This window comes from Chishuiella changwenlii (genome assembly GCF_900142565.1).
In the GTDB taxonomy this organism is placed as follows: Bacteria; Bacteroidota; Bacteroidia; order Flavobacteriales; family Weeksellaceae; genus Empedobacter; species Empedobacter changwenlii.
The window spans coordinates 169491-194341 of record NZ_FRBH01000003.1; the positions used below are offsets into that span (position 1 = coordinate 169491).

27 protein-coding genes are annotated in these 24851 nt (G+C 28.8%); 6 read left to right on the top strand and 21 right to left on the bottom strand.

Annotation, left to right across the window (positions count from 1 at the left end):
- Nucleotides 1-65: 65 nt before the first annotated feature.
- From BUA86_RS04085 to BUA86_RS04125, 9 genes are all read right to left on the bottom strand, one after another.
- Nucleotides 66-779 (bottom strand): hypothetical protein, encoded by a 714-nt coding sequence (locus BUA86_RS04085; protein WP_072930100.1) that lies wholly within the window; start codon nucleotides 777-779, stop codon nucleotides 66-68.
- 184 nt (nucleotides 780-963) lie between these two features.
- Nucleotides 964-2727, bottom strand: a complete 1764-nt coding sequence (locus BUA86_RS04090; protein WP_072930102.1) for an endonuclease — start codon at nucleotides 2725-2727, stop codon at nucleotides 964-966.
- A 13-nt stretch (nucleotides 2728-2740) separates the two neighbouring features.
- Nucleotides 2741-3271 (bottom strand): tRNA methyl transferase PRC-barrel domain-containing protein, encoded by a 531-nt coding sequence (locus tag BUA86_RS04095; protein ID WP_083580296.1) that lies wholly within the window; start codon nucleotides 3269-3271, stop codon nucleotides 2741-2743.
- Nucleotides 3272-3411: 140 nt separating this feature from the next.
- Nucleotides 3412-4023 carry an N-acetylmuramoyl-L-alanine amidase family protein gene (locus BUA86_RS04100; protein WP_072930106.1) on the bottom strand — a complete coding sequence of 204 codons (612 nt, stop codon included), beginning with the start codon at nucleotides 4021-4023 and terminating at the stop codon, nucleotides 3412-3414.
- Between the two features lie 75 nt (nucleotides 4024-4098).
- Nucleotides 4099-5427 carry a DUF58 domain-containing protein gene (locus BUA86_RS04105; protein ID WP_072930108.1) on the bottom strand — a complete coding sequence of 443 codons (1329 nt, stop codon included), beginning with the start codon at nucleotides 5425-5427 and terminating at the stop codon, nucleotides 4099-4101.
- Nucleotides 5427-6416 carry an AAA family ATPase gene (locus tag BUA86_RS04110; RefSeq protein WP_072930109.1) on the bottom strand — a complete coding sequence of 330 codons (990 nt, stop codon included), beginning with the start codon at nucleotides 6414-6416 and terminating at the stop codon, nucleotides 5427-5429. The genes BUA86_RS04105 and BUA86_RS04110 overlap by 1 nt, the downstream gene beginning before the upstream one ends.
- Nucleotides 6416-7642: a hypothetical protein gene (locus BUA86_RS04115; protein ID WP_072930111.1), complete on the bottom strand. Its 1227-nt coding sequence runs from the start codon at nucleotides 7640-7642 to the stop codon at nucleotides 6416-6418. Before BUA86_RS04115 ends, BUA86_RS04110 begins: the two co-directional genes overlap by 1 nt.
- Nucleotides 7642-8295, bottom strand: a complete 654-nt coding sequence (locus BUA86_RS04120) for a hypothetical protein (RefSeq protein WP_072930113.1) — start codon at nucleotides 8293-8295, stop codon at nucleotides 7642-7644. Before BUA86_RS04120 ends, BUA86_RS04115 begins: the two co-directional genes overlap by 1 nt.
- The gene (locus BUA86_RS04125; RefSeq protein ID WP_072930115.1) at nucleotides 8282-9277 is read right to left on the bottom strand and encodes a stage II sporulation protein M; all 996 of its coding nucleotides are present in this window, start codon (nucleotides 9275-9277) and stop codon (nucleotides 8282-8284) included. The genes BUA86_RS04120 and BUA86_RS04125 overlap by 14 nt, the downstream gene beginning before the upstream one ends.
- Before the next feature lie 29 nt (nucleotides 9278-9306).
- On the opposite strand from BUA86_RS04125, the gene BUA86_RS04130 reads away from it, so the two are divergent.
- Nucleotides 9307-10032 carry an RDD family protein gene (locus BUA86_RS04130; RefSeq protein ID WP_072930117.1) on the top strand — a complete coding sequence of 242 codons (726 nt, stop codon included), beginning with the start codon at nucleotides 9307-9309 and terminating at the stop codon, nucleotides 10030-10032.
- A 536-nt stretch (nucleotides 10033-10568) separates the two neighbouring features.
- On the opposite strand, the gene BUA86_RS04135 is transcribed toward BUA86_RS04130, so the two are convergent.
- Nucleotides 10569-11069 (bottom strand): hypothetical protein, encoded by a 501-nt coding sequence (locus BUA86_RS04135; protein ID WP_072930119.1) that lies wholly within the window; start codon nucleotides 11067-11069, stop codon nucleotides 10569-10571.
- A 64-nt stretch (nucleotides 11070-11133) separates the two neighbouring features.
- Entirely contained in the window at nucleotides 11134-11526 is a 393-nt protein-coding gene (locus tag BUA86_RS04140) for a barstar family protein (protein WP_072930121.1), read from the bottom strand.
- Nucleotides 11527-11646: 120 nt separating this feature from the next.
- On the opposite strand from BUA86_RS04140, the gene BUA86_RS04145 reads away from it, so the two are divergent.
- Nucleotides 11647-12021: a YchJ family protein gene (locus tag BUA86_RS04145; protein ID WP_072930122.1), complete on the top strand. Its 375-nt coding sequence runs from the start codon at nucleotides 11647-11649 to the stop codon at nucleotides 12019-12021.
- A gap of 34 nt (nucleotides 12022-12055) precedes the next feature.
- On the opposite strand, the gene BUA86_RS04150 is transcribed toward BUA86_RS04145, so the two are convergent.
- The 5 genes from BUA86_RS04150 to BUA86_RS04170 form a co-directional block, all read right to left on the bottom strand.
- Nucleotides 12056-12517, bottom strand: coding sequence for a PEGA domain-containing protein (locus BUA86_RS04150; protein ID WP_072930124.1), 462 nt, complete (start codon nucleotides 12515-12517; stop codon nucleotides 12056-12058).
- A 23-nt stretch (nucleotides 12518-12540) separates the two neighbouring features.
- Nucleotides 12541-12924, bottom strand: coding sequence for a hypothetical protein (locus BUA86_RS04155; protein WP_072930126.1), 384 nt, complete (start codon nucleotides 12922-12924; stop codon nucleotides 12541-12543).
- A 148-nt stretch (nucleotides 12925-13072) separates the two neighbouring features.
- A complete protein-coding gene (locus tag BUA86_RS04160; protein ID WP_072930128.1) occupies nucleotides 13073-13786 on the bottom strand; it encodes a nucleotidyltransferase family protein in 714 nt (237 codons plus the stop codon).
- 3 nt (nucleotides 13787-13789) lie between these two features.
- Nucleotides 13790-14212, bottom strand: coding sequence for a RapZ C-terminal domain-containing protein (locus tag BUA86_RS04165; protein WP_072930130.1), 423 nt, complete (start codon nucleotides 14210-14212; stop codon nucleotides 13790-13792).
- Complete coding sequence (locus BUA86_RS04170; protein WP_072930132.1) at nucleotides 14205-15221, bottom strand: aminoglycoside phosphotransferase family protein; 1017 nt, start codon at nucleotides 15219-15221, stop codon at nucleotides 14205-14207. Before BUA86_RS04170 ends, BUA86_RS04165 begins: the two co-directional genes overlap by 8 nt.
- 111 nt (nucleotides 15222-15332) lie before the next feature.
- Between BUA86_RS04170 and BUA86_RS04175 the strand changes: the two genes are divergently transcribed.
- The 3 genes from BUA86_RS04175 (at nucleotide 15333) to BUA86_RS04185 (ending at nucleotide 18657) form a co-directional block, all read left to right on the top strand.
- On the top strand, nucleotides 15333-15800 hold the full coding sequence (locus BUA86_RS04175) for a hypothetical protein (RefSeq protein ID WP_072930134.1): 468 nt from the start codon (nucleotides 15333-15335) through the stop codon (nucleotides 15798-15800).
- A 176-nt stretch (nucleotides 15801-15976) separates the two neighbouring features.
- Entirely contained in the window at nucleotides 15977-17704 is a 1728-nt protein-coding gene (locus tag BUA86_RS04180; RefSeq protein ID WP_072930136.1) for a T9SS type A sorting domain-containing protein, read from the top strand.
- A gap of 119 nt (nucleotides 17705-17823) precedes the next feature.
- A complete protein-coding gene (locus BUA86_RS04185; RefSeq protein WP_072930138.1) occupies nucleotides 17824-18657 on the top strand; it encodes a 5'-nucleotidase, lipoprotein e(P4) family in 834 nt (277 codons plus the stop codon).
- A gap of 85 nt (nucleotides 18658-18742) precedes the next feature.
- Here BUA86_RS04185 and BUA86_RS04190 read toward each other — a convergent pair whose 3' ends face one another.
- The 4 genes from BUA86_RS04190 to BUA86_RS04205 all read right to left on the bottom strand — a co-directional run bounded on the left by BUA86_RS04190 (nucleotide 18743) and on the right by BUA86_RS04205 (nucleotide 23019).
- Nucleotides 18743-20512 (bottom strand): MutS-related protein, encoded by a 1770-nt coding sequence (locus BUA86_RS04190; RefSeq protein WP_072930139.1) that lies wholly within the window; start codon nucleotides 20510-20512, stop codon nucleotides 18743-18745.
- A 210-nt stretch (nucleotides 20513-20722) separates the two neighbouring features.
- Nucleotides 20723-22042, bottom strand: a complete 1320-nt coding sequence (locus tag BUA86_RS04195) for a serine hydrolase domain-containing protein (protein WP_072930141.1) — start codon at nucleotides 22040-22042, stop codon at nucleotides 20723-20725.
- Nucleotides 22039-22635, bottom strand: a complete 597-nt coding sequence (locus BUA86_RS04200; RefSeq protein WP_143147235.1) for a hypothetical protein — start codon at nucleotides 22633-22635, stop codon at nucleotides 22039-22041. The genes BUA86_RS04195 and BUA86_RS04200 overlap by 4 nt, the downstream gene beginning before the upstream one ends.
- A gap of 108 nt (nucleotides 22636-22743) precedes the next feature.
- On the bottom strand, nucleotides 22744-23019 hold the full coding sequence (locus tag BUA86_RS04205; protein ID WP_072930145.1) for a DUF2089 family protein: 276 nt from the start codon (nucleotides 23017-23019) through the stop codon (nucleotides 22744-22746).
- Between the two features lie 118 nt (nucleotides 23020-23137).
- Here BUA86_RS04205 and BUA86_RS04210 point away from each other — a divergent pair, with 118 nt between their 5' ends.
- Nucleotides 23138-23605 (top strand): OsmC family protein, encoded by a 468-nt coding sequence (locus tag BUA86_RS04210; protein WP_072930157.1) that lies wholly within the window; start codon nucleotides 23138-23140, stop codon nucleotides 23603-23605.
- Nucleotides 23606-23612: 7 nt separating this feature from the next.
- Here BUA86_RS04210 and BUA86_RS04215 read toward each other — a convergent pair whose 3' ends face one another.
- Nucleotides 23613-24851 (bottom strand): MFS transporter, encoded by a 1239-nt coding sequence (locus tag BUA86_RS04215; protein ID WP_072930159.1) that lies wholly within the window; start codon nucleotides 24849-24851, stop codon nucleotides 23613-23615.

The following is a 24851-nucleotide window of genomic DNA, read 5'->3' on the forward strand; positions in this document are numbered from 1 at the left end:
TAGGTTAATCACTGCGACTAAAATATAATAGGTTTAAGAATAGTCTTTATAAGTTGTTATTCAAATTAGTTTGATATTTTGTATATAGAGAAAGAGGCTGTACTAGCACCGAGTAACCCTACGTCTAATGCCGTAGAACCAGTTAAACCAAATGATATTCTATCATTTGCTTGGAAAGAGTATATAGAACTTATACCCGTTTCAGAAATAGTTAAACTTAATAAAACTAAATTGGCACCAGAAAAAGGCCTGTTATCTATAGTTGTTGCTACACCAGCCCTGGTACGAACAATACCAATTCCTGGAGAGTTAGCTAATAAAGAGGCTTGCAAACCTGTACCATATTTAAAAGTAAAATTAACTGCATAAATACCATCTGATGGAATAATATACGTATTATCTGTATCGCTAAATAAGGTTGCAGCACCCAAAGATCTTTCTGCAGCTAAAAAGTTTACAGCCCTAAAACCAGAAGGAAATAATCCTAAAGATAATAAAGACATTCCACTAGTCTTTTTTGCAGCATAAACTGTCGTGTTTGTTGTTGTTGGGAGTGTAGTGAATAAGGTTGCTGGTGTTACCATTGTAACTTCTGTAGTACCATCGTTAATTGCAAGAACGTGATAATTTGTCATCGTAGTTGATGTTGGAACTGTAGAAACTTTAAGGTTTCCTCTAACATCTAATGTAGCTTGAGGATTATCAGTACCAATCCCTACCTGAGCGTTAATAGGATGAAAAAATAATCCTAAAACTAAAAAAATAATAAATCTCTTCATAACTTATAAATTTGTTTTTCATGATGCATATTATTTAAATGGTTGATATATAGTTATAAAGTTAGGTAAAAAATTAATACAATAATAATATTAGGTAAAATATATTTTTACTCAATACCAATATGGGAATAAAAAAAAGGTCAGAAGTTAACCTCTGACCTTTCTCTGCAAGAATAAAATATTCTTAGTTTATAATAACCTTAGTTGATTGTTTTTTTGTTTTAACAATATAAACACCTTTAGGTAATTTGTTTAATCTTACTTTGCTATCTGTGTTAACATTACGAATAGTTTGTACCAATTGACCACTTAAATTGTAAATATCAATTGTTTCATTTTTTTCTAGTCCTTTAATGTAAAACTCACTGTTTGTAATAGGATTAGGATAAACAGTTAATGTATTTTTATTGTTTGATAAATCATCTGTTCCTAATTCTTTTTCATAACAAGTCCAAGAAACATTATCCATTAATACACGATTAGATGTACTATCATTCGTTAATTCAATAATAACATTTCCTTCAACATTAATATCGTTAATTTCTACTGTTTTAGCATCAGCAGAATAAGCTAATTTTCCTTTTTCTACTCCGTTAACTTTTAATGTAAAAGTTCCTGAAGTTCCACTGTAAATTAAAGATAATCTAACGCTTAAAGAACCAATTCCACTAGTAATTGTAGAAGAAGTAAGAGAACCATTTCTAATTATGATTGCTCTACCATCCATTGTTTGGTCTGTTCTTGCATCTGTAGCTTTCCATGTAATTCCTCTGTTAGTCCATTCTCTTTGTGTGTAAGAAGAGTTAGCATTTGGCATATTTTCAAAATCTTCAGTACCACAGCTTGTTCCTTGTCCTGGATCTGGATTTCCTGGGTTTGGGTTACTACCATCTTTAGTTGTTGCTTCTATAGCTAAACTATTATCAGATTCATTTCCTGAAAAATCTTTTGCAACTACATAGAAAGAATAAGTTGTAGCAGGGTTTAATCCGTTTACAGTAGCACTATTACTGTAAGATGTCGTATTGTATACATTATTTACGTAAACGTCATAAGCTCCGATACCGTTGTTATCTGTAGAAGCTGTCCAAGATAATGATACACTATTTGCTTCAACAGCTGTCGTTTTTAAGTCTGTTGGAGTAGAAGGTTTTTCAGTATCTGCTTCTCCACCACCGTTAAATGAACTTGGCCAAGTATTTTGAGCAGCTGGTCCTCCCCAAATAACTGTAGCTAAATATGGGTTATCAATAAATGGGTTTCTATTTCCTTGGAAATCTGCAACCACATTATTTCTTTGTCTTTCAAAATCAGAAACAGGATCTTCAACATTCCATTTAATTAAAACGTCAGGAATATCAGAAGAATATGTACTTGTTCCCATTGCGATTCTGTCAGGAGCACATTGGTTTCCATATCTAAGGTACATGTACATTAAGATTCTTGCTACATCACCTTTCCATTCGTCACCAGGATACCATCCTCCACCAGTTTTACCAGCATTTCCTCTACCATCAGTAAAATGTATATTACTTCTTTCACTGTTAAAAGAAATATCTGCAGGGCGTAAGTGGTGTCCATCTGCACCAGGTCCAGCAGTTCCTAAATTTGGACTAGCTTGAGATTTAGCAAAAACGTGTTCTCTGTTCCAGTTACTTACAGGAGAGCTAGCTCTACTTCTTTGGTATTTTCCTGAACTATCAGAATAACCATAGATGAGTAACATATTTTTAGGATTTTGTGGATCAGCATCACTTTTAGGTAAAAGCTGTCTTAACTCATCATAAGTTGTTTTATTTGTATGAGTTCTTGTAATTAAAGAGACTAAATCTTCTTTTAAGTCGTTTCTTGTTTTGCTAAAATTAACGCCGTTATAATATGCTGGTGCAGTTTGCGCATATATAAACAATGCTAAAAATAAACTGAAGAATGTAAATCTTAGTTTCATGCTCTAATTTGTTTTAATATTTATTGATTGTTGCAACTTTTTCATTTTCATAAAAAAGCTCGATTAAGTAATTTCTGAAATGTATTGAAATCTCTGTGTCAAATTCTAGAAAAATGTCATTTCCAAATTTGTAAAGATGTGCGGGTTGTTCTGAATTGAATAATTTACAATTAACTTTAAGTTGAAATTCATCACTTAAATTTAAATCTTTTATCCAAGTAATATCATTAGAAGAGAATTTAAAAATAGTAGAAAATAATCCTGGATGATTTTTTCCTTGTCCTACAAATAAGCGATTATCGTGTTTATCAATTGCAATAATATAAACAGATTCTGCTTTTCCACTAATGTTTAGACCTTTGCTTTGTCCTAAGATAAAATTTTCTACACCATCATGTCCACCTACAAGAAAGCCATCAAAAAGAGAATATTCTCTTTGGGAAGCATTCCATGTAAGTTCTTCTTTTTTAGAAGAGAAGAACGGTTTTTCATGGATATAAATAGAAGAATCTTTTGGTATCTCTACAATCTGTCCTATCATCATTCAAATTTCTATCTACCTTCTCGTTAATCATATCGAGAAAGGACAGCAAAGGTAAATATAGAACGTTAATTAAATGTTAAGAGAATATTAAGAATTAAATAATTAATAAATAAAAAAGCACCTCGATCGAGGTGCTTTTTTTATCTTAAAGATTGATATATTTTCTGAGCAATTTTTGGATAATTGTTTTCATCAATTAAAAATTTTCGATCATCGTTATTTGTTAAATAACCAATTTCTAACATGATAATTGGAACTTTAGAATCTCTTAGAATTTTAGAATTTGTTTCTATTATTCCTAAATTTTCTAGTCCTAAAGCTGTAATATTAGCTTCTATTATTTCTCCTAATTTTTTAGATTCTTCAAAGTGAGGATTCATAGGCGAAATATGTACTTCAGTACCCTTTTTAGTATTTTTTACATTGTAATTTGCATGTATAGATAAAACCAAGTCTGGTTTTATTTCATTAATTAAATTAGCACGATTGGTATTAATAATTTGTTCGTCATCTTCGCGTAATAAAACAAAATCAATATCACTAAATGGATTTTCGTCTTTAATTACTTTTGCTATTTTAAGAACAATATTTTTTTCCTCAAAACCATCTTCTTTTACACCTGTGTCTGTTCCTCCATGACCTGCGTCTAATAGTATAATTCGTTTTTTTGTTGGGATAGAGTCTAATGTTGTTGTTTGACCATATACATTACCTATGATGAACAGAAGAGTAATAGCAAAAAGATTTTTCATTTTTAATTAATTATTTTCAGAACAAAAGCAATAACTGTGCATTTTTTTTTGAAATTCTATGCTTCACTAAAAAAATTAAAATAGTCCTCTTGCTTTTATTTCTAAGTATTTATTAATTAAGTTTATAGATAAATCTTTTGGCTCGCAATAAATTGTTAAAATTCCTATTTGATGTAATCTCTGAATAATTAATTCTTTATCATAGCTAAATTTTTCTGCAATTGTCTGGTTATAGATATCCGTTGTAGAAGTTGCTTTTTGTGTTGTTAGCGTTTTTAATTCAGAATTTTTGAAAGAAATTAATACAACAACGTGCGATTTTTTAATCAATTTTAGATAAGGTAATTGTCTTTCTAAACCATCAATCGTTTCAAAATTTGTGTAAATAAATAATAAAGAACGTTGTGTTAATTTACGTTTCAGATAAACATACAATTGCCCAAAATCAGTTTCTAAAAAATTCGTTTCAACATTGTACAATTTTTCTAAAATTAATTGCATTTGATGATTTTTTCTATCAGCAACTACAAAATCTTGTATGTTCTTATTAAACGTGATTAAACCTGCTTTTTCGTTCTTTTGTAAAGAAATATTTGCAATTACTAAACTAGAGTTTATCGCATAGTCTAATAATTTTAAACCATCAAAAGGCATTCGCATTGTTCGTCCAACATCAATAATAGAATAAACGGGTTGCGATTTTTCTTCTTGATATTGATTTACCATTAATCGACTTGCTTTTGCTGTCGCTTTCCAGTTAATTAAACGATATTCATCGCCAATGGTATAATTTTTTATATTTTCGAATTCGGTATTGGTACCAATTTTTCGAATACGTTTCATTCCAAACTGATTATGATGCTGAGCAGTTGAATACAATTGGAATTGTTTTAATTGTAAATAAGAAGGGTAGGAAGCTATTGTCAAAGGCTCGTTTGTTTTAATTCTTTTTTCAATTAATCCAAAAACAGAAATATAAATATTTATAATCCCAAACTGATAAGAACCACGATCTGTAGGACGTAATTTATAACCAAATTTGGTTGATTGATTTTGTTTGAAATGTTTAAAGAATTGCAAATTTCTAATTTGAAATTGAATAGGCAACTCCTCAATAATTCTTACATAAATAGGAAATTGATAATGATTAGTTACTAAAAGTTCTAATTCATTATCGTCTCCATTAGAAAAACGTTCTGGATAATTTCGTGTAACATCAATTGAAATTTTGGTTAAAAAAATTAAAAAAGAGTCCAGTATAACCGAAATACATAATGCAAATAAAAGAATTTTAGCCACAATGAGAAATGGTGATAGGAAAAATCCAATCACAAAACAAAATGCAACTAAAAAACCTGCGTAGAACAGTCTATCTGTAAGAAAAATACTTCTGAAAAATTTCATTAACGAGGAATTTCTACACGATCAATAATTTGCTGAATAATGTGATGAGTTGAGAAACCTTCCATTTCCTTTTCTGGAATTAACACCACACGATGTCCTAAAATTGCATAAGCAACTTGTTTAATATCTTCTGGAATAACAAAGTCTCTACCATTAATTGCAGCATTAGATTTTGAGGCATCTAAAATTGCTATTGAAGCTCTAGGTGATGCACCCATGTATAAAGATTGGTCAATACGTGTTTGATGAACAATTGTTGCAATATAATTAATTAAAGACTCGTGAATATAAATAGATTTTACACGGTGTTGAAATGCTGTAATTTCTGTACCATTAATCACACTTTCTACCAATGTTTCTTTGTCAAGATCTTTACGTTCGTGTTGTTCTTTTAAAAGTTCAATTTCATTTTCTAAAGAAGGATATTGAACAATAATTTTAAACATAAAACGGTCTAATTGCGCTTCTGGTAAACGATAAGTTCCTTCTTGCTCTATAGGATTTTGTGTTGCAAAAACTAAAAACGGTGGTTGTAATGGATAAGTAGTTCCATCTACAGTAACTTGTCTTTCCGACATACACTCAAATAAAGCAGCTTGTGTTTTTGCTGGCGAACGATTAATTTCATCAATAAGAACAATGTTGGCGAAAATTGGACCTTTTTTAAACTCAAACTCATTAATTTTTGAATTTAAAATAGATGTTCCAATTACATCCGATGGCATTAAATCTGGTGTAAACTGAATTCTACTAAAATCAGAATCAATAGTTTTTGCTAATAATTTTGCCATCATTGTTTTGGCAACTCCTGGTAAACCTTCTATAAGAGAATGTCCGTCAGATAATAATGCTAAGATTAATTGATCGATAACATCATCTTGTCCAACAATAACTTTTTTTAACTCATTTTTTACAGCATACATTTTTTCTTGTACATCTGTAAAATCAATTCTATTTTCGAATGGTTGATATGTCTGTTCGTAGCTCATTAGATGTTTGCTTTTAGTTTATAGTTTTCAATAATTTCATGCACTTGTTTTAAATCATGTGCATTAGGTTTATTTTTATTTTGAATGCTTTTTATGAATTGGAAATTTTTGAATGCTTCTTCTTCGGTTATATTCGCTTTGTGAGCAACAACTTCAATAAATAGTTTATTGGTAAGATCTGAGGTTTCTATTCTAAAATTCTTTCTCAATCTATATAAGAAATAATCAATTTTCTTCTCTACAATATCTTTTATTTCACCACTTTCTTGATAAAGAGAAGAAATTGTTTTGGCAAATTCTACTGTATGATTTTCTTCTTTCTCAAGAATTGGAATAATTCTTTGCTCTCGCTTACTTCTAAATAATAAGAAAAGAAACAACATTACAAGTAAGATTATCCAAGCTGTTTTTAATGCAGGTTGAGACATAATGAAGCGCATCGTAGATGTATTTTTTGCACCAGAATATGTTTTGTTCGGATTATACCACAAAATGTTTTTCCCTTTAAATTGTTTTAAAACAGATTTTGCATAGAAGTAACTGTCTTCATTTAAGAGATAATAATTAGAAAAATAAATAGGTTCTGCGTGATATAAATAATATCCTTTAGAATCTTCTATACCAATTTTAATGTAATTGGGATAAGTTTTATTCCCATGTGTAATTGTACCAATAACTTCTATATCATCGTCCTTTAAATCGCTAAAATAATGATGTTCAAATTCTTTCTTCTTTTTGATTTTAAATTTGTCTTTCGTTGCCAATTCAAAATCATTTTTAATGCTAGCTGTTTCAGTATATAGGATATTATCTTCTTCTTCTTTTACATTAACGGTGTCTATGTTAGATTTCTTAGTATCATCAGAACCAAAATTATCGTAATAATCGGCTAAGAAAACAACTCCTCCGTTCTTAGCTAAATTACTTAAATGATCTTTTGCAATTGAATCAAAAAGAATGTCAGAACCTATGGCAATCACCACATAATTTTTAGCATCCTTAGCAGGAATATTTAAATCAGAGAGTTTATCTACTTCTTTTAATTTTCCGCCAGATAAATTACCAACTTCCTTATGCGCAACATACAAACCATAAGGATCTGTATTTTCTTGTAATAAATTTACATCCCAAGATTTGGGTAAATTCAAAGTTAATTTAGAAAAAGCAAATAAAGTAAGCCCAATTAAAGTAACAACACCTAAAACAATTAAAAACTTCTTTTTCATTATCTTAAGTTTTGATTAAATTGATTAAACATTCCCTTAAAAGTCTGATATTTTTCTGCATCAATTTCAAATTCACCAAACCAAACTTGGTTGAATATTTTTGTGTTTTGACGGAATGTAATTCGATTATTTTCGTCTTCTATCTGATTAATTAATTGTTGATTTGTTTTCTTCGGGTCCCATTCAATTAATCCTTTTTCGTTTAATATCTGCAAACTTTGGTAATGCAAATAACGAATTGCTAAAGGGAAATTCCCTTCATTCTCAGCTTTATTAATTAGATGATTTAAATCTATATAAGCTAAATTTTCTTCGATATAATCAAAATCGCTATCGCTATATATTTTCTTTGCATTGGATTTTAGAAAGCTTCCATTTTTGTAAATACTGTAAGCAATCATAATTAAGAGTAAACCAATAACAGCATAAAAAATAAATGTCCATGGTAAACTAGCGAGAACTTGGAATATAACTTGAAGAATCTTCATAAAGAAACCTGGTTCAACTTCTTTTGGAGGTTTTTCTGTATAATCAAACTTATTAGAAGAATATTTCTCTTTAAACTGATTAAATTCTTCTGTTTTAGCTTGAGCGAAAAGCAGACATTGATTCGTAAAAAATAGAAAAGAAAAAAGTAGTCTATGTTGTTTCATTTGTTGTATAAGTTTGATGAAACGAAAAAGATGATACTCTATTTTTTCTAATTGGATAAATAATATAATACCAAACAATTAAAATTAGAGACAGAAAAATTACAGCTAAACTGAAGTAAAGATTTACATCGTATAATCGAGTAACAAATCCTTCTATAAATCCAGCAACCATAAACAATGGAACGGTACTTAAAAGAATCATAACTGCTTCTTTTGCTTTTTTTACAAGCGACTTTCTTCGAGATAAAGTTTTAGGAAATAAAAACCCATTTCCTAACATTAAGCCACAAGCACCAGCAATTATAATAACGGAAATTTCTATTGTTCCATGCATCCAAATTGCTGTCATTGCCTTTCCTAAAACACCTTCTTTAAAGAAAATATAATGAAAAGCACCTAACATAACTCCATTAGAAAATAAGATGTAACCAGAACCAACACTAAATAATAAGCCCATTGCAAATGCATAAAAGGCAACTTTTATATTGTTGATTGTAATGGCTAACGTGGAACCTGTTTGGCTTCCTGATTTATAAATTGCAGCAGGATCTCCCTTTTTTATGTTAACTAAAGTTTGTTCTACATAATCATTTCCCATTATAAGACGCGTAAAATCTGCATCGAAATGAGAAGATAAAATTCCAATTAGTACAGCAAAACTAAAAATTAGAAATGCATATAAAAACATTCTATGATTTTGATAAACAGTATTGGGAACATCATTCTTAAAAAATTCAATTAATTGATTAGTTGAAGAACGTTGATCTTTATAAATTGATTGATGAGCAAACAAAGCAAGCTCATTTAAATAGTCTTTTGTTTTACTTTTTGAATAATATGTTTGAGCAAATGCCAAATCATTCGTAATTTCGATATAGTTTTTGGCCAATGTATCAGGATGAACATTAATTTTATTTTTCAAATTATATTCAATCTCCGACCATTTCGCCTTATTTTTATCAATAAAATGCGCTTCTCTCATTGTAGAGTAGTTGTTAGTAGTCCAAATATATGAATAAACTTTTAGTCAATACACCACAAAATGTTCAAATTGCATACAATATTGCTCCTTTTGGAAAACGTATGCTTGCTTTTATTATAGATTTAATTATAAGAGTAATTCTAATCTTTGCGCTTTTATATTTCTCGTATGGTGCAATTAATAAACAAGACGGTTGGTTTGTAATGGGGATTTACAGTTTGATTGGTTTTATATTTTTACTTTATCCTTTGATTTTAGAAATAGTAATGAAAGGGCAAACCATTGGAAAGTGGTTGTTTAAAATTAGAGTAATTAGAATGGATGGTAACAGAGCAAATAATTTTGATTACTTTTTACGTTGGGTAATTGGAATTGTAGAGCTATATATGTTTTCTGGTTTAATAGCTTTAGTTGTAGCTATTGCAAGTAAAAATCATCAACGTTTAGGTGATATTGTAGCCAATACATGTTTAATAGACTTAAAGCCAAGATTAGATTTATCTCAGACTATTTTTTCAGAATTATCAGAAACTTATACCATTCGTTTTCCAGAAGTTTATAGACTTTCGGATAGAGATATAAACATTGTAAAAGAGAATTTTACGATTGCATTAGATCGTAATAATTATGATATTTTACAAAAATTAACTAGAAAATTAGAAGAAATTATGGATGTGAAAAGTGATGGCTTAGGTAATATTGATTTTATACAAATTATTATTCAAGACCATTATCATTACCATAAAGATAAATAATAAAAAAACCGATTTCAAAGAAATCGGTTTTTTTATTATTTGAAGTTATCTAATTTTTATTCATACGAAATGGCATCCTGAGCTAAATCGAAATGTCGTTTCATAAACACGTTATAATAGAAAATGTCAGTTCGAGTGAAATTCGTTTAGAATTTTGTATCGAGAACTTAGACAGTTTATTAATTTTCTTATCTAAGTTCTCGATAAAATTTTTCTTCATTTTCATTTCAAAAAATCACTCGAACTGACAGAAAATTGTGTTGAATTTTCAACATAACACGAGGTGTTTTTAAACTATTTATTAGTCTAGTTTACCAGTCTAATATATCATCCTGATTTCTATGACACCTTATGCTAGAAACTGTCAGTTCGAGTGAAATTCGTTTAGAATTTTGTATCGAGAACTTAGACAGTTTATTAATTTTCTTGTCTAAGTTCTCGATACAATTTTTTTTCATTTCATTTCAAAAAATCACTCGAACTGACAGAAAATTGTGCTACATAATAATATTATCATTAAATATTAAACAACTTTACTATTCTGTAACAGTTATTTTTAATGTCTTACTTCCTTTAATTTCGTTTATAGAAACTTGATTGTAATTTATTTTATATACACCTGGTTTCACAATTTCGTAACCTTTTTTCAACGAGAATTTTACACTTTTGCTTTCTCCTGGTTGTAAAGTATGGTAAGAACTTTCTGGTGGTGGCATCATACGTTTTGCCATTGCACCAATGTAATTCATTTCATTTCCATTGCTATCTGTTACATCTAGAAATTTACTCATCATTCCTTCAAAAGGAGTGTGGTACTGTGTAAAACGAATTATTTCCTTAGTAGGATTTGTTACAGTAAACTCTAAAGAAATAGTATCATTCAAAGAATAACTTTCTTGTGTAGCTTTTAAACTAGATACTAATTTACTTGCAGCAGTTTTCATTTCTGTTTGTTGACTATTGTTTGTTTTATTTGTTGAACAAGCTGTTGCTCCAAGCAAAAGCATTATTCCAATTGCAAAACTTATCTTTTTCATATTGATGTTTTATAAAGTAAAAATAAGCTTAATTAGGGATACGTTTATCACTATTAACGCATATTTAACGAAGTACTAACGTAATATTTTCATGTGATTTAAAAACATCAAGCAATATTTCAAAGTAAGTTTCTCCTGTTCCTTCTTCTAAATTTTTTAATTTTTCTTGGAACAATTTAACATTAAAGTACTCAGGCTGATTTATTTTATTCAAATAATAAGCTCTTGTAGCATCAATTCCTAAAACAGTTCTACTTTTCTCTGAATCTAACCAAATAAAATGTGGAGAATCGATGCCTATTAACTCACCATAACCTCCATAAAGTGCATCATCTAAAGCATCAAGACTTTCACCTAATTGCCAATCTTCGTTTTTCATTAATAAACGATTTATTTCATTGTAAAAATCTGAAATGTTGCTGATAGAGCTTCCGTTGATAATAAATGATTCATTCATTAGAGATATTTTATTTTAAAAGTAGAAAAACTTTCTAAAATGAAAAAGACTTATGTTTTTAATTTTGATGAATGTTTAAGCAGTTTTAACATTGTATCTTTGTAGAAAATAAATTATCCGATGAATTGTCCTTGTTGTTCACAAAAGAAATACAAAGATTGTTGTGAACCTTATCATTTAAATAAAGCTTTACCATTATTTCCAGAAGAATTAATGCGTTCTCGTTATACTGCATTCGCTCTTCATTTGGTTGATTATTTAGTAGAAACAACACACGTTAGCCAACGCCCTTATCATTCTAAAAAAGAAATAGAGCATTGGGCAAAGTCAAATAAATGGTTAAAATTGGATGTTGTAAAAGCATGGGATAATTTTGTTCATTTTAAAGCATTTTACCAAGATTCTTTGGGCGATGTGTATGAGCATGAAGAATTATCAACCTTTAAAAAAGAAGGAGAGAAGTGGTTTTATGTTGATGGTAAATTCGATTTTTAAAAATAAAAGCCTCTGAAAATAGAGGCTAAAAATTTTAATTTGATAACTGTCCTACTTTTTCCCAAGATGGATCAATTTCTAATTTTACAGCAATAAAAACATCATCTCCTTTTGTTTTGAAAGCCGTACCTTCATGTAATTCAGCTTGAATTTGATCTGGTGTTAACTTATACAAAGCTCCAGTAACTGGATCTACAATTAAACCGATGACACCTCCAAAAAGAATATTTCCAATATACCAAGCATTAAATTTTCTTGATATTTTAGTTTCGTAAGTTTTATAGCCATCTAACTTAATCATTACATCATAATTCTTTTTACGTTCTAACTTTTTTTCTATTGGAGTAGTTCCAATTTCAATTTCGTTAATGTAAACAGTCGCTTGTGATGGTGTACTTTTAAAATTTACAGTTTGCTTTGAGCCAGATACAATTGTAGCGCAACTTGTAAAGGCTAATAATGATCCAGTGAATAGGATCATAAATGATTTTTTCATATAGGTAGTTTTAGTAAAATATTCTAATCAAGTGTAAGTCTATACTGCTGAAGAGATTTTATATCTCCATCATAGTAATAGTAATCAATATCCATTCTAGTACAAGTGCTCCATAGATCAGCTCCTTTAGAGTTAACTACTTTAATAATATTTGCACCATTATCACGAGCAATTTTTCTAAGCTTTTCTAAATTAGAATTATAACTACAATCTGTAGAAAAACCTGAATCTTTTACTTGTGAAGATCCAATTTTAACAGATCCAGCTGGAACTTTATGTTTTTCAGCTAAAAAAGCAAATGATTGTTCTCTAGAAATAGATGGTTTTATTTCAGAAAAATTAGTTTTAATTGATGCTCCACAACTTACTAATGAAGCAATAATGATAGTATAGAATAATATTTTCATTTAAAAATTTGAGCAAAAATAACTTGTTTTTAATAAAACAAAGCAATATAAACGTTTAGTTTTTAAATAGATATATTGATAGAGTAGTTGATTGTTGTAAAAATAAAATAATAAAAAACGCTCAATTCAATGAATTGAGCGTTTTTTATTATTTAAAAATTTCTTCTGCTTCTAAAACACTAGATGGTCGACCCACATCAATTAAGACTCCTCCCGAATGATCAAAGCCTAAAATAGTATCAACTTTCATTAATTCCATGTAAACTTTCATAATAGAAAATTTTCCTTGGAAATGAATAGATTCAAACAATTTTGGTTGTATAAGATGAATACCAGAAAAAGCCAATTCTTTTAAATTCTCGGTATTATCTGTTGCTAAAATCTCTTCATTAGAAGATAAATTTCTCCAACCTTTTAATTGATTTTTTTCATCAAACAACAATTTACGAGAAGAGTTTCTATCAGAAACCGCCAACGAAACAATTGCATTTTCTTCTTGATGAGCTTTAATGAAATGAGATAAATTTAAATCTGTCAAAATATCAACATTCATTACTAAAAAATCATCATCAAAAAAGTGTTGAGCATTTACCAATCCACCTCCAGTTTCAAGAACTTCTGGGCGTTCATCAGAAATATGAATGGTGATTCCGAAATTATTATTCTCTTGTAAGAAATCAATAATTTGATCTGCAAAATGGAAAACATTTACAACAATTTCTGTAATACCATAAGATTTTAAATACTCAATATTACGTTGTAACAAAGGTTTTCCATTAACAGGAGCTAACGCTTTGGGATGATTTTCTGTAAATGGTTTTAATCTTGTGCCTAAACCGGCAGCAAAAAGCATTGCTTTCATTAATTAGTATGCTTCGTTAATCCAATTTTTTTCTTCTTGTACAACATGCTGTACGGTAACTTGTACTTCTGGAAATTTATTTTCTATGTATTTTGCAGTTGTATCAGCAGAATAAACAGAACGATGTTGTCCTCCAGTACATCCAAAATTAATTTCTAAATTCTCGAATCCACGTTGAATATAATCTTCGATAGAAATATCAATTACTTGAAAAACACCTTCTAAAAAAAGAGCAATTTTAGTTTCCGTTTCTAGGTATTTAATAACTGCTTCGTCTCTACCAGTTTGTGTTTTAAATTCTTCTTTTCGACCAGGATTTAAAATTCCTCTACAATCAAATACAAATCCTCCTCCGTTTCCTGTAGGATCTGTTGGAATTCCTTTTTTATATGAAAAACTGCGTACGTTAATGTTTAATTTAGCCATTTATTTTATTATTTATTTTTTCTATAGTTTCTGGTTGAATTAAAACTGTTATAATGTGTTTTAATTCTGGGTAATTTTGTAAAATAGGATAATCTACGATTGCTTTTAAATTCTCTAAACCAAAAGAAATACTCTCAATAAAATGTGGCTTTCTTTCAATAATTCCTCGCAAACCATAAGCTCCTAATACTTGTATTAGTCTTGCGACAACACAATATTCATAAGATACTTTACAATCTATTGGAACAATTGTATTGTCTAATTCCTGCAATTCTTGAAGGTAAAAATTATACAAATCATTTTTAAATTCAGTTGATAAATTAGCTTTTGCTTGCCAAATTAATGAAACCAAATCGTAGAAAATTGGACCATATAAACCTCCTTGATAATCAATGAAATAAGGTTCATTGTTTTTAACCATGATATTTCTTGACTGGAAATCTCTAAAAACAAAACCTTTTGGTGAAAGTTGATCGAATTGTGAGGCAAATAAATCAAAATCTTTAATTAATTTACCTTGATTAAAATCGATTCCTATAACATTAAGAAAGTAAAATTTAAACTGAAATAAATCTCTTAGAATTAATGTTTTATCTAATTTTGGATAAGAAAATGCTTGATTGAAGTCAATTTCTTTTCCTGCTTCTATTTGCGCTTTTACTAATAATTTAATGCTGTCGAAATAATATTTCTTTGCTTCTTCAAAATCATTTTCTAAAACATTCATTAATGTTTTATCACCTAAATCTGTTTGTGTATATAAAGTGAAATCGTCGCTTATTTGCCAAATTTTCGGAATGTTTGGTAAAATTTTATTCAAGATATCTGTATAATAAAAGAATGTTTTATTCTCTTCTATATTACTACTTTCAGCAAGAATATAAGAGTGATTTTGATCAAAAAATCGATAGTATTTTCGAGAAGAACCACCACCAGATAATAATTGAACTGAATCTGCCACTTCTTGAGAATAATGTTGTGTTAAAAACGAAATAATTTTCGAATCCATTTTTACAATTTTCTGCAATTTACATCGAATCTTTGAGTTGATTTCTCTTTAAAAAGATTTTTTGTAACCTTTTTCTATCTTTTGCATCTATAAACTATAAAAGATACTAATATGAAGAAAATAGCAGTTTTAATTATCGCAATATTTACACTACAATCGTGTATTTCTGTTCGTGTAAATGCAGACATAGATCCAAATGCTCATTATACAAAAGCAGAAAATCCGAATATAAAAGTACAAGGAACTTATTTTGTTGAAGGTTTTTCTGATGAGAAATGGTCTAATTCTAACAATTCTAATTCTACAAAAGCAAAATTTGAAAAATCTACGGGTACAACTTATGTAAAGTTAGATGTAAAAAAGAAAACGTCGGTAGAGTTTCGTTCTGTTATTAAACTAAAAGGAGATTTGAATTTTAAGATTATAGATAAAAATGAAAACGTTTTGTTTGAACGTAATTTAAACGATTCTAAGGAAGAGGTTTTTACAGTTGATTTTTCAAAATCAGGTGAATATCAAATTATTTGGAATCAGCAAGCTGCAACAGGAAGTTATTTCCTAGAGTGGAAAGAGAATTAATAGTAGGGATTATTTGTTTAATCAAAAATGGTTAGAGGATTGAAATTTTTTTTTCAATCCTTTTTTTGTTTATAATATGTTTTGAAGTAAACAAGACATATATCATTATAGAAAATTATTTTATTTAAAAATTATTGTCAAATATTTGCAATAATAATTTAGACTAAATAAAAATAATGAAAAGAATATTTATCCCTTTCGTTTTAATAACGGTATCGCTTAATGCTCAGATTTTTCAAGAAGTGCAAACTGATATTTCAAATTATGGTTATGCTTCTTTAAGTGTTGGAGATTTTGATGCAGACGGTTTCCAAGATTTATTAATTTGTGGAGACGATTTTTTAAGCAATACGCAATGTGATATATATAAAAACAATAACGGTGTTTTTCAATTTTATCAAGGATTGCAACAAGGTACATATCTTGGAGATTTACGATTTGTAAACCTTAGAAATGATAATACGTTGGATATTGTAATGACAGGTCAGAATCGTGAGAATATTACGGCTTATAAAACACATCAATTTAAATTTAATGGCTCTAATTATGAATTAGATAATACGAGTAACATTGGAAAAATTTACGCTAGTTTAGGTGAAGGAGATTTAGATCATGATGGTAAGTTAGATTTATTTCTTAACGGTGCAGATAACGCTGCACACGGAGAACAAGGACGAACTGTTTTAGATTTATATAAAAACGAAGGTGCTAAATTAACTTCTTCAGAGTTAGTTGGAGGAAGCCAAAATGGAGATTTTGTAATTGCTGATTTTAATAATGATGGATTACTTGATGTTGCTATTTTTGGTTTAAATGGAGAAAATGAAACCGAAACAGATTACGGTGCATTTTTCAAAGTTTACACAAATCAAAATGGAAATTTAGTACAAAGTCAAGAATTATATGGAATGTTATATGGTTCTATGGTTTCTGCCGATTTTAATGCAGATGGTTTTCAGGACCTTGTTGTAACAGGTATCGGAAAAAGTGTAGAAGATGCTCCAACAACTTTATATTTAGAAAATGATGGTGCAGGAAATTTTATTACACATGACTTGTTACAAGGTGTGCAGAATTTTAGCTCTGTAAAATCAATTGATAAAGGAGATATAAATAACGATGGTTATTACGATTTTGTAATGGTAGGAGAGGATGAAACAGGTTCACCATCATCAAAAGTATTTTTATACGATCCATCTACTGATACATTTAATTTGGATGAAAACTCTGGTTTAGCAAATTATGTAATATCTGCTAGTTTACGATTATTCGATTATGATAACGATAACAACTTAGATTTAATTTTAGTTAGTGCGGATGAAAATTATGATCCAAAAACTTCATTGTACAGAAACTTAACAACTGTAAAAAATGAAGCTCCAAATGCGCCAACAATTTTTGATACTCAAGTTTCTGACGATAAAATAACTTTTTCTTGGGACGGAGCATCGGACGATAAAACACCAAATAATGCACTACAATATGAACTATCTGTAGGTTCTGCTTCAGGAAAAGCAGATATCGCAAAATACGTTGTAACAACCAAAAATTGGTTTTTAAATAAAGAAAATATGCCATCAACTTTTTACTGGTCAGTAAAAGCAATAGACGCTTCAGCTGTACACTCTTTAAGTTCGGAAGAACAAGTTTATTCTAGCTTATCTACGAATGATGTTACAAAGAAAAATATTTCTATTTATCCAAATCCAACAAGTGATGTGGTAAATATTAAAGCCAACCAATCGGTTGTAAAAGTTAATGTTTACAATTTAGCTGGACAGCAAGTATTCTCGAGAGCAGATGCATCTCAAATTAATATTCAATCATTAAATAAAGGAGTTTATTTAGTAGAAGTGATATTAAAAGACGGACAAAAAATCCAAACTAAATTAATTAAGAAATAGAATCTCAACTCATTTACTTTAATACTTACTTTAATTAACACAGAAATTGTAGAATTGCAGTTTCTGTGTTTTTTTATTTGCTTAATAATTGTTTAATTTTGCTCTAGAATTTATATTTTATGAAACAATTACAATTGATGCTAGGAAGTGCTATCCTTTTAGGATTTACAGCATGTCAAACACCTAAAGTAGCGACAGAGCAGCAACAAACAAAAAATAATTATCATAGTTTACAGGTTGATGGAAAAATTTATGCAGCATTTTACCAACAACGTGCAGCAGAATATCAAGCATTAAGTCAACAAGCTTACAATATTGCCAAGTTACGTTTAGATGAGGCGATAGCTAAAAAAGGAGCAAAACCTTTGGCTATTGTAACAGATATAGATGAAACATTTTTAGATAATTCTTATTATGCTGTAGAAATGGCCAAACAAGGAAAAACTTGGTCACAAGATTCTTGGGCAAATTGGACATCTAAAGGAGTTGCAACACCATTAGCTGGTTCGTTAGATTTCTTTAACTATGCAGCAAGTAAAGGTGTGCAAATTTTTTATATTACAAATCGTTACGAAGTAGAAAGACCAGGGACATTAGCTAATTTAGAGAAGTATAAATATCCTGTGCAAAGCGCAAATAACTTAATTTTAAGAAGTAAAGAAAGTAGTAAAGAAGCTCGTCGCCAAAACGTCGCGAAAGATTACGATATCGTTTTACTTTTAGGAGATAGTTTAACGGATTTTTCTTCTTTATTTGACAATCATAAATCAGAAAAGGAGAGAGCAGATGCTGTTGAAACTTTGAAAGCTGATTTCGGGAAACGTTTCATCGTATTACCAAATGTTGGTTATGGAGATTGGGAATCTGCCATCTTTAATTATAAATATGATTTAACGCAAGAGCAAAGAGATTCTATCTTATATGAAGCAGCAAAGGAAATGCCTGCTAAATAAGATGAAATAACTTCTAAAAAATATCAAAAATAAAACCCAACAGTAAGTGAAATCTGTTGGGTTTTATTTTTTATTTGGAGTATGATTAATCTATAATCTTAAACTGTTTCATCAAGAAAATAGCATTCATCATTTTTGTAGTTCCTTTTCTCAATTTATAATCCGAATAGTAATTGTTGTTTTCATTTTTTAATTCGAAAGAATAATTAATAATATGTTCTGGGAAATCTTCTTCCATTTTAGTTAACTCTAAATCGTGTGTCGCAATAAAACCAGTTAAATGAGTAGGAAATTTAATTAGCTTTTCTAAGAATTTTTGAGAACCAATTAACTTGTCCTCAGAGTTTGTTCCTTTTAGTATTTCATCTAAAATAATAAACTGAGGCTGATTGTTTTCTAATCGATCAATTAAGATTTTAAGTTTGTTTATTTCATTCTTAAAATAAGAATCACCAGACGATAGATTATCTACAGTTCTAATACTTGTAAACAAATCCATTGGGCAAAATATCATTTTTTCTGCACTCACTTTTGCGCCATTCATTGCTAAAACTAAATTACAACCCACAGTTCGTAAAAATGTACTTTTTCCAGCCATATTTGCTCCCGTAATAATTGCTATATTATTTAGTCTATTGGTTTCGAAACTATTTTTTACAGCAATGTTTTCATCTAATAATGGGTGAAAAGCATTAGAGATTTCTAATTGATTGGGTTGATTTACAATTGTTGGAAAAGTAAAATTTTGATGCAAATCATTAAAAATAGCAAATGAAACAAAAGCCTCTATTTTTGCCAATTCATCTAACCAAGGCTTGATATATGTAACGGTTTTTTGAATGTCATTTTCAAATTGAATTGAGTAATACAAGCGCCAAAGAAAGAATGTATTAAGAATAAAACCAACAAGAGGAAAATTTGAAGCATCTAAAGTTTCTTTGCTAGCTGAAATAACTTTTATTAATGCTGATGAAGATTGTGGTTTTTGAAAAATATGTTGCGCTTCTTTATTAATTTTTTCTTCGAAATTTTCTTGTTCGATATGCGAGAAAACTTCGTGAAGATTTACCAATTCATCAGCTTTTAAATTGGTATAAGCAGCTACTTTTCTCAGCTTATTTTTATATATAAGATTTATTACAAAAGAGATTGCTACAGCACCAAGAATCCAATAAAAAACAATTTCTTTAGGAAAACCAATTATTGCTAAATGGATAAACGTTAGTACATTGATAACAGAAATAACAATTGGTATATATTTTACATTTTGTTGATGGAAAACTCTATTCTCGAAAATGAAAACAGAAGCTTGATTCATGTTTAATCGTTTTGTAAAGGTTAAAAACTTAACAATCCATTCATGTTTTTTTCCTATTTCGGAGAATGCTTTTTGTCTTTCTAAAATTTCTTCTTCATTAAGAACAAGATTAGAAAGAAAATGTTTTAGTTGTAAACTTCCAATACGTGTTTGTGTTTTATTAAGACGATTAAATATTGAATTTCCTTCGAGAATATCTAAATCTTTGTTGTATACATTATTAAAATCTGCATTGTCTTCTGGGAAAGAATCAACCTTAGTTATTGATTTTATTTCACGAATAATTTCTAATGCCTGAGTAATATATGTTAATTGCGTACTAACTTTTGATGCTTTAACAACGAAAAATAAGAAAATAACAAACAGAATTATTGCTAAACCTAGAAATAAATTGTTGCTAGTTGTTACATAAATTAGAAATAAGATAAGGGAAACAAAAAATAAAGAAAATCTAATGTTACTTAATTTATTTTTTTTTGATTTTAGGAGAGAAAAATCTTGATTTAATTTTTCCTCAATCGAGTTGTATTGATTCATTCTTGTATAATTCAATGTAAATGTATGAAAAAAAGAGCGTCTAAAAAACGCTCTTTTTCTACCATATTAACTAAACCTTACGTCTTAATTTTTGAATAAAAATTAAGACAAAACCAAACTTTAAATCTCAATTTCTTTATTATAAAAAAGAAAATATATACGAAATTATGACCTAAAAATTTAATATAAATTGATCTATATCAATGGATTTTAATTTTTATTGAAATTGAATGTCTTACCATTCTGAATTAAATTCATCTTGTTTCCATTTTCTTCAAAAACAATTTTTATTTTGGCTGCAGCAAATTCAAACTCTGTATTAGATGTTGCAGATAAAGGAAATGCTCTTTGCCCAGTAGCCTGTGCCATTAGATTATTATTCTCTATAAAAAACTTTACTGTAACAGGAATTTCTACAGAAGAATAGTCGTTCGTGTATTGTTTTAAAACTTCATTAGAAACAGCAAAAGAAGTAGATTTTGTTGGAATTGAAATATTTTTTGAGTGTGTGGCATTAAATAAATTATTCTTTAAATCTGATGTAGAATATTCGTCTACATTTTTAATGAATGAATAACAGAATTCGTTATTGTCAAAGCAAAAAGAGTACGATGAAAAACCATCTATTCCTCCAGTGTGCCCAAAGCCAATAGAACTATCCGCTGTATCTTTAAATAATCCTAAGCCAGCAGTTTCGTTAATTTTTTTCATTAACTGAAGCGTACTTTCTTTTAGAATTTTTCCACTTAATAAACTATACATAAATTTATTTAGATCTGATGAAGTGGAAACAATAAATCCAGCTCCTAAAGGAATTGACATAGAAGTTTCGGGCTGCAAAACATAATTATTATTAATGTATTGATATGATTTAGCCTCATTTTTTTGATCTAAAATTTTTCCACCAACTTTTGTGTTCTTTAAACCTAATGGTGTTGTAATATATTTTTGTAATGCGTCTTTGTAAGATTTTTTTGTAACATCTTCTATTATAAAGGATAGTAAGATATAATTTGGATTTGAATATCCTTCTTCTGACGAAGGATCAAAATCTGATTTTAAATTATAAATCTTAGATAATAATTCTTCTTTTGTAAAATCTGTAGATAACCAACTATCATAATCAACATCATCTGTAATATTATGAATACCACTAGTATGCTGCAATAAGTCTTTTATAGTAATCTTATCTGAATTTAAAACTTTTGGATAGAATTTAGATAATTTAGTATCTAACGATAATTTGTTTTCCTCAATTAATTTTAAGATTAATGTTGCTGTAAATGTTTTTGAAATAGAACCTATTCTAAACTTTGTTTCTGTGTTGTTGATTAAACTATTTTCGTAATCTCTGTTTCCATAACTATTCGCATATACTTCTTTTCCATTTTTGAAAATAGAGACACTTCCTGCGCCAATTTTTTGTTGATTAAGATGTGTAAATAAACTATCTAAAGATTTTTTATTTACCTCTTGTGCAAAAGATGTTAGAGATAACATGCACAATGTGCTTAACATAATTTTTTTCATATTGTTTGTGGAATTATTAGTGATAAAATTGAAGTAGAGATTATAATGAATAAAATAGCTGCTATAAAAGCAAAAACTTGAGGTAATGTTTTGAGATTGGTAACCGTTTTGAAACTGATGTATAAGTAATAAAACATTAAAGCAATGAATGCTATAGCAATAAATGCTACAATAACAATAACTGTCATTGTAGAGGCATCTTGTAATACACTTAGGTTATTAGAGGCAACACCTTCTGTTAAATGTTCTATTTTTTTATTGATGATAGGAATAAAATCTGTTACAAAAACCATGTAATAAGCAATACGAGAAATTAAAACAACATTTACAATATCTATAATTCTTGTCCTAGAATTGATGAACTTTCCTACAGCGAAAAGAACAAGAATTGCAATAGCTATGCTTCTTGTATTTTGATATAGAATATCAATAAACTTAAAATCGATAGTTGATTTTTTAATACTCAAAAAATCTGGAAAGAATGAATGAGTAACATAAGCAATATAACAGAAAAGTAGATGCGTTATAATGCCGATAAATAGTAGAGTTTTTGCATTATAATAGGCGAGAGGATTAAGTAATTTTTTCATCATTTTTTAAAGTGTTAATAGTGATTGTCAATTAATATAAGTGTCGTTATTAATTTTTGAGTGATATGAAATAAATAAAATTAAGTTTGACTTTAATTTTATTAAAACACTTTATTCATCTTTCATTAAATTTATTTTGCTAATTAAGTCATCAACTTTATTTCTCATTGTAGGATAACTTACATCTAATTGTTTTGCCATATCTTTTAAGCTACCAGAACTTAGAAAAAATTGCATAATAAAATCTTGCTCTTCCGCAGATAATTTCAAGAATAAAGGGAGTTTGTAATTTCCTACAACTTGCGTTTCACAACTGTTACAGATTAATTTTTCTACAGAAAGTTCTTCTGTACAACTTGGACATAAAACAGGTAATTTTTTATTCATTTTTAAATAAAATTAAACTAATATTTAATAAAGTTAAAAATAATATTAATAAAAACAAGTATTGTTTAAAAATAATTATTCTTGTTATATAAAGTATTTGGTTAATTTTGAAATAAAAATGGTCTTTAAACATCTTTTTAAAGTAGGATTAGATTGGAAGATGGATTCTACTAATGCTTCAAAAAAATGCAGTAGAAATCATCAATTAAGTATTGAAGGAAAACCAATTTTAGATGTTTCTGCTGCAAAAGCTTTTAAAGGAGATCCAAGTTTATATAATCCAGAAGATTTATTATTGAGTAGTGTAACATCTTGCCATATGATGTCTTATTTATACTGTTGTACACAGCATAATATAGAAGTTGTTGCTTATACAGATAATTCTGAAGCCTTTCTTGAAGTAAATGAAGATGGAAGCGGTAAAATTGTAAAAGTTATTTTAAATCCAGTTGTTACAATTGCAGATATTAATCAATCCGAATTAGCAAAATCGCTTCATATAAAGGCTAATCAACTTTGTTTTATAGCCAATTCTTGTAGTTTCCCAATAGAACATCATGCTACAATAAAAGGAGTTGATTTTTAATCAGGATTTATTCTTCAATGTAATTTAAATCTTTATCAAAACTCTCCTTTAATTGAGTGAGAGAATATATTGCAATTCCAGATAATAAAAAGATCATAACAAAAGCAGCAGTAATAATTCCGAATTGATCTACAATATATCCATATAAAATTGTAGAAGGAATTAATGCTCCACGAACAAAGTTAGGCGCTGTTGTTGCTACAGTAGCACGTAGATTTGTCCCAAATTGTTCGGCAGATATTGTAACGAAAGTTGCCCAATAACCAACACCAAGTCCCATGAAAAAAGCCAACCAAAGAAATTTAGTTTCTGTAATTCCTGTAGAACTAAGATACCACGTAGAACTAATGATGATAATAACTTGACAAATAAAAACAACTTTTTTACGAGATTTAAAAACCTGAGCAAATAAACCTGCTAAAACATCTCCCAAAGAAATACCAATGTAAGTAAACATTACACCTTTACCAGCATTTAATTCTACCTCAGCTCCAAGTGCTTTACCTATTTCTGGTGCTTGTGTAACTAAAACTCCAACCACAAACCAAATAGGTAATCCAATACACAAACAATTAAGATATCTTTTTAAACGCTCTTTATTAGAGAATAGCATGGTTACATCTCCTTTTTTAACGTTTGTATTTTCTTCTTTCTTAAAAAGACCAGACTCCAAAGATCCAAAACGTAAAAGTAATAGTAAAAGACCCATTCCTCCACCAACAAAATAGGCAATTCGCCAATTGTATTCACTTGATACATAATACGCTAATAATGCACCCAAGACACCGATAGAAGCAACTAACATTGTTCCATATCCACGTTTAGATTTATGCATGGTTTCCGATACAAGCGTTATTCCTGCGCCTAATTCTCCTGCTAAACCAATTCCAGCTATAAAACGAATTATTCCGTAAGTTGTAACATCATTCACAAAACCATTGGCAATATTGGCCAAAGAATACATTAAGATAGAACCAAATAAGACTTTCATTCGTCCCATCTTATCACCAATAATTCCCCAAATTAATCCACCAATTAATAAACCTCCCATTTGCATATTAAGAACAAATTCCCCTTTAGTTCTCATTTCATCTAATGGCACGCCAATATCATGGAAAGAAGTAATTCTTACAATCGAAAAAATAATTAAATCATAGATATCTACAAAATAGCCTAATGAAGCGATTGTAATAATGATCCATACATTTTTATTATTATTGACTGCGGAATTGTTTTGTGTTGACAT